Below are 12,273 nucleotides of genomic sequence, written 5' to 3' on the forward strand. Positions count from 1 at the left end.
CGCACGCCCCCCAGGAATGATCAGAGCGTCATAACGCTCCACATCGACCTCCGCCCACGGCACATCGACCGGCAACTTCCGGCCGTTCTTCTCCACATAGGCATCGGAGTTCGGGTCGAACTCATGGATGACCAGCTGAACGTCACGCATCGTCCGCGACGAGACGTCAACGTCCCAGCCGCCCTCCTGCACGCGATAGTAGGGATACATGGTGTCGAGCTCCTCGGCGGCATCGCCGGTCAGGAGCAGCGCTCTGGGCACCTGCTTCTCCTCGCAACGGGGGACGGGCGCGGTGGATCAAATCCGATCCAATCCGATCCGACTGGGTCAGCATTCCTCCGCCCAGCCCGCCCGTCAAGCCTTTACGCCATTTCGTCCGCGTCCTTGACATCGTCGAACAACCGGCGGAACCGCTCGCCGGACAGCAGGATGTGCCTACGCATGGCGTAGGCGGCCGCGTCGGGGTCACGCGCGGCGATCGCGGTCAGGACTTCTTCGTGCTCGGCCATGGCCAAGTGAGTGACCTGGGTGTCGTGGAGAAGCCGGAACAGGTGCACGTGCGTGTGCAGGCGAGCGAGCGCTTCGCGGATGACCTGGTTCGCCGCGCTCAGGGCGACCAGGTCGTGAAAAGCGGCGTCGCGTAGCCCGAAGGCGCCATAGGCCATGGGCCCGTTGCCCTCCTCCAGCTCCGCCATCTCCTCCAGCAACCGGCGCAGACCGGCCACCTGCTGCAAGGATGCGCGTTCGGCGGATCTGCGCGCCGCCGCCGGCTCCAGCAGCAGGCGCAGCTCGAGCAGATCCTCGAATCGGTGGCGGGTGATCTGCGGCGGAATGCGATAGCCGGCATGGGGCACCCGCACGACCAGGCCCTCGGCCTCCATGCGGTTGAGAGCGTCTCGGATCGGCGTCTGCGAGACCCCGAGCTCTCGCGCCAGGACGTCGATCGTGACGCGGGAGCCGGGCTCGATCCGTAGCGACATCAGCTGTCCGAGCAGCGTGTCGTACACCTCGTCGGCGAGCCGGCCGCGAGATCTCCCCGGCGGCGTTCCGCCCGTCGTGGCCCCACGGCGCCGCACGATCATCACTTCGTCGTCCATCGTGACGTGAGGTCCTTCCTTGCGTCTTCGGGAACCTGTTGACATCGGTCGCAACGCTGCGGGATGCTGACGCTCCCACTTGGATCGTATAGGAAAGGTGACGGATGTCGGCCATCCTTCACCCCTCGCGGAACCGCCCGCCATCGCTCCGCTTCGATCAGTTGGAGCTCCCATGAGCATGCTCGACGTCCTCATCGGTTCGCCGCCGAACCGTACGAGGACCGAAGGGCATCTCTACTGCTTGAAGCCCTATTACGTCGCGGCGTACTCGTGACGCCGGTCCGCGGGCCAGCCCCTGCGACAGCCGGCAACACGCCTGAACAACCCAGCAACTGCTCGGCGAAGCACGCAAGGCTCCAGAGGTCCCCACCCAGAAAGCAGGCAAGAAGATGCGGTATCCGAAGCGAATAGGACGACTGTCCGTTCCCCGGCGAAAGGTGCAGCTGGCGACGGCGGCCATGCTGCTGGCCACGACCATGGCGGCGTGCGGCCAGGACGACGGCGCGAGCGCCCCCAAGGCACCGGCGGCCATCCCGGAGCTCACCAAGGACCCGCTGACCCTCAGCTTCATCTGGTTCGAGTGGCCCCCTGCCCAGGCGCTAGAAGCATTCGCGAACGCGGAGTACAAAAAGGAGCGGCCGAACGTCACCGTCAAGGTCAAGACCGTGCCGAACGCGAACTGGCACGACGCGATGTTCACCCAGTTCGCCGCGCACAAGACCGACTTCGACATCGCGATCCTGGACTCGCAGCACATCGGCGAGGCCGTGACGAACGGCAACATCCTCGACCTCACCGACTTCGTCAAGAAGAACATCGACGTCAAGGCCTACAACCCGTACCTGCTGGCGGCCTACGGCCAGTTCCCCCAGGCGGAGACCGGCAAGCGGGACGAGAACGCCAGCCTGTACGGGCTGCCGCTGCTCGGCGACACCTGGACGATGATCTACCGCAAGGACCTGATCGGCGACAAGCCGCCGCAGACCTGGGACGAGATGATCTCGGCCGCCGAGAAGTGCCAGTCGGAGAACCCTGGCGTCAGCGGGCTGGCCTTCCACCAGGCCAACGGCTCCGACGCCGCGGCCGTGACCTACAACACGGTCAACGGCGTTTACGGCGGCAACCTGTGGGACGCCAAGTCGCGCAAGATCGAGGGCGTCCTGAACGACGCCGCGGGCCAGGAGGCGATGGACGTCCTGGTCAACAAGATGAAGCCGCTGACCGCCAAGGGCTCCGGCAACTGGTTCATCGACGAGGTGAACGCCGCGGTCGCCCAGGGCAAGGCGTGCATCGCGTTCAACTGGATCGCCGCGAGCGGCGGCCTGCTCGACCCGAAGGAGTCGACGCTCGGCGCCACGCGGGAGGAGATTCTCGGCAAGCTGGGTTTCGCCACCCTGCCGACCCAGAAGACGAACCTGGTGCCCCTCGGTGGCATGGGGATGCACGTGTCGGCCTACTCCGCCGAGGCCAACCAGGCAGAGGCCCTGAACTTCATGAAGTGGTTCGAGCAGGCCGACGTCCAGAAGAAGTGGGCCGCCGCCGGTGGCGTGCCCTCGCGCACGGACGCCCTGCAGTCGCCCGAGTTCCTCAACGCCGGCCCGTTCAACAAGGTGTACGCCGACTCGGTTCCGCGGATGCGGGACATGTGGAACGTGCCCGAGTACGCGCGCCTCGTCGACATTGAGAACACCAACGTGAACGCGGCTCTCAACGGCGCGAAGAAGCCGAAGGACGCGCTCGACGACATCGCCAAGGAGCAGCAGCGCGTGCTCGACTCCAGCGGCGGTAAGGGCGGCGGCGGGCTGTGAGTGACCCCGTCCCCCTGACGACCGACCACCCCGGGCAGGTGGCGTCCGCGACGCCGCCTGCCCCGGGCGGGTCCCGCCGGTTGAGCGACCGCTGGCTCGCCGTGGCCTTCATCTCCCCCGCGTTGCTGCTGTTGCTCGCCATGTCGGTGTTCCCGCTGCTGTGGGCGTTGTACCTGTCGTTCACCGACTACTCGGCCACCCGCGGGGGGGCCGCCCATTTCGTGTGGTTCGAGAACTACACCGCCATCCTGACTTCGGCACAGGTCCACCTGAGGGCCTTGACGACGTTGATCTACGTGGTCGGCGCGGTCGTCCTGCAGACCGTGCTCGGTTTCACCATCGCCTACCTGATCTCACGGCGCACGCACGGGCGAGGACTGCTGACCACGCTGTTCCTGGTTCCGATGATGCTGTCGCCGGTCGTGGTCGGGCTGTTCTGGCGATTCATGCTCGACGCGCAGTTCGGCGTGATCAACAGCATGCTCGGCTCGCTCGGCCTGGAGCAGGTGGAGTGGCTCACCCGGCAGCGGACGGCATTGTTCTCCCTGATCGTGGTCGACACCTGGCAATGGACGCCGTTCATCATGCTCATCGCACTCGCCGGCCTCACCGCGGTGCCCAAGTACCTGTACGAGGCCGCCTCGATCGACCGGGCGTCCGAGTGGTTCCGATTCCGCACCATCACTCTTCCGCTGGTGTGGCCACTGCTGCTCATCGCCGTGTTGTTCAGGGCCATCGAGGCCTTCCGGCTGTTCGACCTCGTCTACATCCTCACCAGCGGAGGTCCGGGGGTCTCCACCGAGACGCTGTCGTTCCACGTCTACAAGGTCGCGTTCCTGGGCTTCAACACCGGAACCGCCTCGGCGTACGGGATCCTCATGGTCCTCATCGTCATCGTCCTCACGCAGCTCTACCTGCGTTACTTGAACAAGCTCAAGGAGGACTGATGGCCATCTCCGTCGACGAGGCCGTGTCCACGGGTCCTGCCCGGGATCACACGCCTCCCGCGCGCCGCTTCGGCGGCCGGGGCCGCGCGGTACTGGAGGTCGCGCTGCTGGCCGTGCTGGCCGTCGTGATGCTCTTCCCGGTGCTGTGGATGATCGAGACGTCCATCAAGGAGAACCGGGACGTCTACGCCATCCCGGCCAAGTTCTTCGGCTTCAAGGTCACTTTGGACCATTTCAAGGACGTGTTCGTCGCCTCCGGCGGCGGTCGCTCGGCCTTGTCCGCCGCGTTCCTCAACTCCGTCGTGGTCGCCGGGGTCTCCACGGCGCTGGCCACCGTGCTGGGGGTCCCGGCGGCCTGGGCCTACTCACGCTTCTCGGTGAAGGCCAAGAAGGACCAGCTGTTCTTCATCCTGTCCACCCGCTTCATGCCGCCCGTGGTGGTCGTGATCCCGATCTTCCTCATGTACCGCCAGGTCGGGCTCATCGACAACAAGCTCGGCCTGATCCTCATCTACACCGCGTTCAACGTCCCGTTCACGATCTGGATGATGAAGGGGTTCGTCGACGAGGTGCCCGCCGAGTACGAGGACGCCGCCATGCTCGACGGCTACACCCGCCTGCAGGCGTTCTGGCGCTTCACCCTTCCCCTGCTGCTGCCCGGCATCGCCGCCACGGCGGTCTTCGCACTCATCTTCTCGTGGAACGAGTTCGTGTTCGCCATCTTCCTCACCTCCAGTGACAGCGTGCGGACGGCCCCACCCGCCATCGCCGGCCTCATCGGTGGAACCACCGTGGACTGGGGTCTGGTGGCCGCCGCCTCCATAGTGTTCGCCCTGCCGGTGCTCGTCTTCGCCTACCTGGTGCGCAAGCACCTGGTCGCCGGTGTGACGCTCGGGGCGGTGCGACGCTGATGGCGGGCATCGAGGTGACCGCACTGCACAAGCGCTACCCGGACGGGACGGTCGCGGTCGAGCAGGTGGATTTGTCCATCGCCGACGGCGAGCTGTTCGTGATGCTCGGCCCTTCGGGATGCGGCAAGACCACCACGCTGCGGGCCATAGCCGGACTGGAGCGGCAGACGACGGGCGACATCCACATCGGCGAGACGCTGGTCAACGACCTGCCGCCCGCCGAGCGCGACATCGCCATGGTGTTCCAGTTCTACGCTCTCTACCCGCACCTGAGAACCCGCGACAACCTGGCGTTCCCCCTGCGGGCCGAGGGACTTCCCAAGGCGGAGGTGCAGGAGCGGGTCGACGAGGCCGCCCGGCTGATGCGGCTCGGCCCGCTCCTGGACCGGCGGCCGCACCGGCTGTCCGGCGGGGAGCAGCAGCGCGTCGCGCTTGCCCGCGCCCTGGTGCGACGACCGCGCGCGTTCCTCATGGACGAACCGCTCACCAATCTGGACGCGGAACTGCGGGCGGACATGCGCACGGAGATCAAGCACCTGCAGGGGGAACTGGGGACGACGATGGTCTACGTCACCCACGACCAGGTCGAGGCGATGTCGCTCGGTCACAGGATCGCCATCCTCAACAAGGGACGCGTCGAGCAGATCGGCACGCCGCTGGAGGTCTACGACCGTCCGGCGAGTCTCTTCTGCGCCGCGTTCATCGGCTCCCCGCCGATGAACCTGATCGAGGTGGAGGTGGCCGACGGGAAGCTGCGCGCTCAGAGCGGACTGGTCCTCACGCCACCGCCGAACCTGCCGCGCGACCGTCGCCTGGTCGCGGGCGTCCGGCCGGAGGCGCTGGAAGTCACCGAACCAGGGGCGGAGGGTTCGGTCCCGGCCCGCGTGGTCTCGGCGGAGTGGCTGGGCGACGAGATCATCTACGTGGTCGACCACGACGGCCGGCGCGACGTACGGGTCCGGATGCCACCGACCGTCCGTTTCGCCGCTGACGCACCGGTCGGGCTGCGGCACAGCGGCGGGCCCCCGCCGGTCTACGACGTGAGCACGGAAGAGCTGGTGGCCTGATGGGAACCGTGGCAGTGCACGGGCTGCGCAAGTCCTTCGGCAAGGTCCAGGCCCTGGACGGGGTGACGCTGGACGTGCCGGACGGCTCGTTCTTCGTCGTGCTCGGGCCCTCCGGGGCAGGCAAGACGACGACCCTGCGAGCGATCGCCGGCCTTGAGAAGCTCGACGCCGGGTCGGTGCATCTGGACGGGAAGGACGCGACCGGTGACTCCCCGGCCGCGCGCGACCTGGCCATGGTCTTCCAGAGCTACGCCCTCTACCCGCGGCGCACGGCGTACGAGAACATCGCCTCGCCGCTGCGGGCACGCCGCTGTTCTTCGAGCGAGATCGCCGCCGCCGTCGAGCGGATGTCCAGCCTGCTGCACATCGAACGTCTGCTGCAGCGTCGTCCCGCGCAGATGTCGGGCGGCGAGATGCAGCGTGTCGCCCTGGCCCGGGCACTGGTCCGCCGCCCGCGCGCGTTCCTCATGGACGAGCCACTGACGAACCTCGACCTCAAGCTCCGCGTCGAGATGCGCACCGAGCTCACCCGCATCCACCGCAGCCTCGGCGGAACCTTCATCTACGTGACCAACGACCAGGTCGAGGCCCTGTCCATGGCCGACCAGGTCGCGGTCCTCAAGGAGGGGAAGGTGCAACAGGTCGGAACGCCGGCCGAGGTGTACGAGCGCCCGGCCAACCAGTGGGTCGCGGGCTTCGTCGGGAGCCCGCCGATCAGCCTGCTCCCCTGCCACGCCGAGGGAGACCGTCTGGTCGGGGCGGACGGCTGGACGCTGCCGCGGCCCCGCTGGACCACGGCTGAGGACGGTCGTCCGCTGCTGCTGGGCCTGCGCGCGGAGGACCTGTCCGTCGAGCAGCGTGGGGAGGCGTCGTTGCCGGGTGAGCTCTACGGCCTTGAGCCGCTCGGTGACCGGACGGTGGTCGACGTCCGAGTGGGGACGGAGATCCTCAAGGTCAAGGCCCGGCCCACCGTCACCGGTACGCCGGGCGAGCGGCTGCATGTCACGGTCGACCTGGACCGTGCGCACCTGTTCGACGCGGGCACCGGGCTGGCGCTGTCCGAGGCCGGGAGGTAACCGCGCAGGGGGGCGACGTCACCATGCGCCCGCATGTGGCGATCGGGCTTCGGCGGACCGTCACCGGTGAGCACGGCCCGACGACGCTGAAGCGGCCATGGCCGAAAGAAGGCGCGGGGCGTCGGCCTGCGGCCGGGGCCAAGGCCACGTTCGACCCGCTCGGCGACCTCGGCCCCGACGAGGTCGTGTGACCCGTTCGTCAACGCCCGTGGCGCGATCGCCGAGGTCACGCCGGACATCACCAAGAACATCACAGGAGGCGACGCGATGAGTGACCCGATGAACGTCCTGGCCCCCGAGCACCGGCGGCTCCGGATCGGCGGCGCCTGGCGCGACGCCGCCGGCGGAGCCACCTTCGCCGTCGAGGACCCGGCCACCGGCAAGACCATCGCCGAGGTGGCGGACGCCGGCGTCGTCGACGGGCTCGCCGCTCTGGACGCGGCGAGCACGGCGATGGCGCAGTGGGCGGCGACCCCGCCGCGAAGACGATCAGAGTTGCTGACCGCGACCTACCGGGCACTGACCGAACGATCCGAGCAGGTCGCCCGGCTGATCACGCTCGAGATGGGCAAGCCGCTCGCCGAGGCCCGGGCAGAGGTGGCCTACGGCGCCGAGTTCTTCCGCTGGTTCGCCGAGGAGGCGGTGCGCGTCGAGGGCCGCTACAACACCGCACCCGGCGGTGGATATCGCATCCTCACCGTGCCGAAACCGGTCGGACCGTGCGTCTTCGTGACCCCCTGGAACTTCCCGCTGGCCATGGGGGCCCGCAAGATCGCTCCCGCGCTGGCGGCGGGCTGCACGACGATCACCAAGCCGGCGGCCCAGACGCCACTCACCATGCTGCTGCTGGCCCGCATCATGGAGGAGGTCGGCGTCCCCCCGGGCGTCGTCAACGTCGTGACGACCAAGCGTTCCGGCGAGGTGGTCTCGGCACTGCTGGCCGACCGCAGGACCCGCAAGCTCTCGTTCACCGGGTCGACCGAGGTCGGGCGCGTGCTGCTACGGCAGGCGGCGGACAACGTGCTGCGCACCTCCATGGAACTGGGCGGCAACGCGGCCTTGATCGTGTGCGCCGACGCGGATCTGGACGTCGCGCTCGACGGTGCCATGGTGGCCAAGATGCGCAACATCGGGGAGTCCTGCATCGCGGCCAACCGCATCTACGTCGAGGAGGCGGTGCGCGAGGAGTTCACGGCGCGCTTCGCCGAGCGGATGAGCGCGCTCTCGGTGGGCCATGGGCTCGACGACGGCGTGGACGTCGGGGCGTTGATCGACGAGGCCTCGGTCGCCAAGATCGACGAGCTCGTCGCCGACGCGGTCGATCGCGGCGCCCGTGTCCTGGTGGGCGGCGAGCGTCCGGACGGGCCGGGCCACTTCTACCCGCCCACGGTCCTGGTCGACGTGCCCGACGACGCGCGGATGCTGGAGGAGGAGATCTTCGGCCCGGTGGCGCCGATCATCTCGTTCACCTCCGACGACGAGGTGATCGCGAAGGCCAACGACACCGAGCACGGCCTGGTCGGATACGTCTTCACCCGTGACCTCCAGCGGGCGCTCCGGTTCGCCGAGGGGCTGGAGACGGGGATGGTCGGCATCAACCGTGGCCTGATCTCCGACCCGTCGGCTCCGTTCGGAGGCGTGAAGCAGTCCGGGATCGGCAAGGAGGGGTCGCACGAGGGCATCCTTGAGTACCTCGACGTCACCTACGCGGCGATCGACCTACCGTGACCGGCCTGGTGCTCCGGGTGCCCGCCGAGGATCACCGCGCCCTGTGCACACCTGACCTGACCGGCCTCCACACCTGGGGCGGGACCCGGGCCATGGTCGGCACGAGTCCGCCGGCACCCGGGGACGCCGCCGGTGTGCGCGCCACAGCCGCGGCGCGCCTGCGCCACCCGGCGGCCGACCTTGCCGACGCCGTCCCGGTCTCGCAGGTGACCTGGACGACCGCCCCGCGAATCACCGCCGACGTTCCAGAGAGGCACTGACATGCTTGAGACCGTCCGCGGACCACGCCAGCTGATAGTGGGCGAAGGGGTCGCGCAGAACATCCCACGAGTGGTGGCCGAGTGCGGGTCGCGCGTCCTCATCGTGACCGACCGGGTTCTTCTGGATCAGCCGGGCGTGGCCGAGATCGTGGCCGCCGTGCGGAAGAAGGTCGCGGTCGTCGGAGTGTTCGCCGACGCGACTCCGGACGTGCCGCTCACCGATGTCGCCCTGGCCGTCTCGGTCGCCGCAGAGGTGGACGCCGACGTGATCCTCGCCATCGGGGGTGGCACGGTGATCGACCTCGCCAAAATCGTCGGCGTCATCCGATGCCACGGTGGGACGCCACGCGACTTCTACGGCGAGTCGAAGGTGCCAGGGCCGACGATTCCTCTCGTCGCGGTCCCGACGACGTCGGGCACCGGCTCCGAGCTCACGCCCGTCTCGGTGCTGACCGACCCGGACCGCGAGCTGAAGGTGGGGGTCTCCAGCGTCCACATCGTGCCCGATTTCGCCATCGTCGACCCCGAGCTCACCTACACCTGCCCTGCGACCGTCACCGCCCACTCCGGCATCGACGCGTTCTGTCACGCGGTGGAGAGCTACACCGCGCGCCCTCGGGCCCACGGACCGCGCGACCTGGTGGAGCAGGTCTTCCTCGGCCGCAACCCGATCACCGATCACTACGCGCTGCTGGCCGCGGAGCGGATCGCCCGCAGCCTGCCCCGTGTCGTCAGGGACGGAGGCGACAAGGACGCGCGCGCGGACATGTCGTATGGGTCCATGCTGGCCGGGCTCGCGTTCTCCCACGCGGGCAACGCGGCTCCGCACGCCCTCCAGTACCCCATCGGCGCGGCCACCCACACGCCGCACGGCCTGGGCGTCGGGCTGCTGCTGCCCTACGCGCTGGACGCGGCCGAGGATGCCATCGGCGATCGGTTGGCCGTCCTCGCCAGGGTGTGCGGGCTCGAGGTGACCGACGCCTCGGATGCCGAGGCCGCGGATACGTTCCTCACCTGGCTCGACGGGCTCCTTGCCGACATCGGCATCCCTGCCACCCTGGCGGACATCGGCGTGGCACGCGCCGACCTCCCGCGCTTCGCGGAGATGGCCAGTGGCGTCACCCGCTTGATCCAGAACCATCCGGGCCCGACCGACACCGCCAGCCTGACCGCGATCCTCGAAGCGGCCTGGACCGGGGACCGGACCCGGCACCTCCGGACTCCGGGCCGGCGATAGTGACGGGCCTTCCCCATGACGACGAGTTCCCGGCCCCACCCTGGGTAGCGGAACTACCGGCTACGCCGCGATGGGAGCCGCCCATTCCCAGGCCTGGCGCACAGCTGCGCGCCCACCGGGCCGGCCACGGCCACAAAACCCCCCCCAGATCAATGTCGTACGGGGCGATCGACCGGAATCCGGCGTCGGGCCCGTTCCCGGCCGCCGATGCCCGCCACCCGATGTGATGACCAGGCAATCCTCACTGTCACTCCGGCCCCCCTCGTCACCTGAGCCCATCACCCAAAAGTGGATCAGCCGGACGGACCGAGATCGGCTTCGACGGTCGGCCGATCGCCCCGTGGGGCCGGGCCCGGCAGAAGCCCGTGGTGGTGCAGGAGGATGCGGGCGTGGGTGATGGCGGTGGGGGTGTCGGGGAAGACCAGGCCGTCGCGGTGAAGATGGTCGGCGATGCCGAGAGCGGCCAGGACCTGGGAGTGCCCGGGTTTGATACCGGAGATCAGGACGGTGATGCCACGGCGTTCCATGCGGGTGATGGCGTCACCGAGGATGTGGGCGCCGGTGGCGTCCAGGGTGGTGATCCGTGACATCCGCAAGATGACCACGCGGACGTCGGCGACCTCGGACAGCTCCAGCAGGAAGCGGTGGGCCGCGGCGAAGAACAGCGGCCCGTCGAACCGGTAGGCGACGATGTGCTCGCTCAGCAGCCGCCGTTCCTCCGCGCTGTGGTCACCCGCGTCGAGTGGGACCTGCTCCAGCCGGGAGGTCCGGGCGACCGCGCGCAGCGCGAGCACCACGGCCAGGCCCAGACCCACGGTCACCGCGGTGATGAGGTCGAAGGCGACGGTCACGGCGAACGTCAGGGCCAGCACGACGGCGTCGCCGCGGGTCGCGCGGACCAGCGCGCGCAAGGAGCCGACCTCGACCATGCGGACAGTGGTGGCCAGTAGCACCCCGGCGAGCGCCGCGAGCGGGATCCGGGCGACCAGGGGACCGGCGGCGAGCACGATGGCGGCCAGGACGGCGGCGTGGGTGAGCGCGGCCAGCCGGGACCGGGCCCCGGCGCGCACGTTGACCGCGGTGCGGGCGATCGCGGCGGTCGCCGGAACGCCGCCGAGGACGGGCGCGGCGAGGTTGGCGATGCCCTGTCCGAACAGCTCCCGATCGGGATCGTGTCTCTCACCGACGCTCATCGCGTCGGCGACGGTGGCGCACAGCAGGCTCTCCAGTGCGGCCAGCGCCGCCACCGCCAGCGCGGACGGCAGGAGCGTTCCCACCATGCCGGGATCGAAGAACCCGAGCGAAGGAGCGGGCAGCCCGGCCGGCAGCGTCCCGATCCGGGTGACATCGAGCGAGAACACCTGAACGCCCAGCGTCGCGGCCGCGACCCCGATGAGCGAGAACGGGACACCGGGCCGCAGCCGGGCGCCGGCCAGCATCAAGGCGGCCACCAGCAACGCCGTGACCGGCGCGGCCCAGGTCGGATGGGCCGCGAAGCGCGCCACCGCCGAGGCCGCGACCTGCCACACCTTCTCGCCGTCTGCGGCCGCCACGCCGAGCGCCGCTGGGACCTGCTGCAGCGCGATGACCACCGCGATGCCGGCGGTGAACCCCTCGATCACCGACATCGGCAGGAACTGGGCGAACCGTCCCACCCGCAGCGCGGCCAGGGCCAGCAGGACCAGCCCGGCCATCAGGCCGACCATCAGTACTCCGCCGGAGCCGTAGGTGTGCACGATCGGCACGAGCACGACCGTCATCGCGCCGGTCGGGCCGGACACCTGCAGGTTGCTGCCGCCGAACACCGCCGCGAGGGCTCCGGCGACGATGGCGGTCACCAATCCGGCCTGGGCGCCGAGCCCGGAGGAGACCCCGAACGCCAGTGCCAGGGGCAACGCCACCACCGCGACGATCAGCCCGGCCACCAGGTCCCGGCCCGGCGAGTGACGCGCGGCCGCCCAGTCCGACCGTCCGGGCAGCAGATCCGCGAGCCGGCGCACCACAAGGTACAGGCTCAAGTCGTCTGTTCCAGTTCGGCGAGCAACTCGTGCTGGTCGGCCAGCACTTCGGTGAGGATCCGGCGGGCCGCCCGCATCATCTCCGACACATCGGCCCCGGCCAGCTCGTACACCACGGTCGGCC

At 69.4% G+C, this 12,273-nt stretch carries 12 protein-coding genes; 9 read left to right on the forward strand and 3 right to left on the reverse strand.

Annotated elements, in window-relative coordinates; translation table 11 throughout:
- Together IEY93_RS39005 and IEY93_RS35550 are read right to left on the reverse strand one after the other, a co-directional pair.
- The coding region (locus tag IEY93_RS39005) for a DJ-1/PfpI family protein (RefSeq protein ID WP_229691741.1) at positions 1-261 on the reverse strand (261 nt) is incomplete at its 3' end.
- 101 nt (positions 262-362) lie between these two features.
- Positions 363-1,097: a GntR family transcriptional regulator gene (locus IEY93_RS35550; protein WP_189167569.1), complete on the reverse strand. Its 735-nt coding sequence runs from the start codon at positions 1,095-1,097 to the stop codon at positions 363-365.
- 389 nt (positions 1,098-1,486) lie between these two features.
- On the opposite strand from IEY93_RS35550, the gene IEY93_RS35555 reads away from it, so the two are divergent.
- The 9 genes from IEY93_RS35555 (at position 1,487) to IEY93_RS35595 (ending at position 10,131) form a co-directional block, all read left to right on the forward strand.
- A complete protein-coding gene (locus IEY93_RS35555) occupies positions 1,487-2,905 on the forward strand; it encodes an extracellular solute-binding protein (RefSeq protein ID WP_189167570.1) in 1,419 nt (472 codons plus the stop codon).
- Positions 2,902-3,852 (forward strand): carbohydrate ABC transporter permease, encoded by a 951-nt coding sequence (locus IEY93_RS35560; protein ID WP_189167571.1) that lies wholly within the window; start codon positions 2,902-2,904, stop codon positions 3,850-3,852. Before IEY93_RS35555 ends, IEY93_RS35560 begins: the two co-directional genes overlap by 4 nt.
- The gene (locus IEY93_RS35565; protein WP_189167572.1) at positions 3,852-4,763 is read left to right on the forward strand and encodes a carbohydrate ABC transporter permease; all 912 of its coding nucleotides are present in this window, start codon (positions 3,852-3,854) and stop codon (positions 4,761-4,763) included. The genes IEY93_RS35560 and IEY93_RS35565 overlap by 1 nt, the downstream gene beginning before the upstream one ends.
- Positions 4,763-5,830, forward strand: a complete 1,068-nt coding sequence (locus IEY93_RS35570) for an ABC transporter ATP-binding protein (protein ID WP_189167573.1) — start codon at positions 4,763-4,765, stop codon at positions 5,828-5,830. Before IEY93_RS35565 ends, IEY93_RS35570 begins: the two co-directional genes overlap by 1 nt.
- Positions 5,830-6,906 carry an ABC transporter ATP-binding protein gene (locus tag IEY93_RS35575; RefSeq protein WP_189167574.1) on the forward strand — a complete coding sequence of 359 codons (1,077 nt, stop codon included), beginning with the start codon at positions 5,830-5,832 and terminating at the stop codon, positions 6,904-6,906. The genes IEY93_RS35570 and IEY93_RS35575 overlap by 1 nt, the downstream gene beginning before the upstream one ends.
- 35 nt (positions 6,907-6,941) lie before the next feature.
- Complete coding sequence (locus IEY93_RS35580) at positions 6,942-7,097, forward strand: hypothetical protein (protein WP_189167575.1); 156 nt, start codon at positions 6,942-6,944, stop codon at positions 7,095-7,097.
- Between the two features lie 76 nt (positions 7,098-7,173).
- Positions 7,174-8,634: an NAD-dependent succinate-semialdehyde dehydrogenase gene (locus tag IEY93_RS35585; protein ID WP_189167576.1), complete on the forward strand. Its 1,461-nt coding sequence runs from the start codon at positions 7,174-7,176 to the stop codon at positions 8,632-8,634.
- On the forward strand, positions 8,631-8,894 hold the full coding sequence (locus IEY93_RS35590; protein WP_189167577.1) for a hypothetical protein: 264 nt from the start codon (positions 8,631-8,633) through the stop codon (positions 8,892-8,894). The genes IEY93_RS35585 and IEY93_RS35590 overlap by 4 nt, the downstream gene beginning before the upstream one ends.
- A 1-nt stretch (position 8,895) precedes the next feature.
- A complete protein-coding gene (locus IEY93_RS35595) occupies positions 8,896-10,131 on the forward strand; it encodes an iron-containing alcohol dehydrogenase (RefSeq protein ID WP_189167578.1) in 1,236 nt (411 codons plus the stop codon).
- Between the two features lie 293 nt (positions 10,132-10,424).
- On the opposite strand, the gene IEY93_RS35600 is transcribed toward IEY93_RS35595, so the two are convergent.
- Complete coding sequence (locus IEY93_RS35600) at positions 10,425-12,149, reverse strand: SulP family inorganic anion transporter (protein WP_203968601.1); 1,725 nt, start codon at positions 12,147-12,149, stop codon at positions 10,425-10,427.
- Positions 12,150-12,273 lie beyond the last annotated feature (124 nt).

The organism is Sphaerisporangium melleum (assembly GCF_014646695.1).
In the GTDB taxonomy this organism is placed as follows: Bacteria; Actinomycetota; Actinomycetes; order Streptosporangiales; family Streptosporangiaceae; genus Sphaerisporangium; species Sphaerisporangium melleum.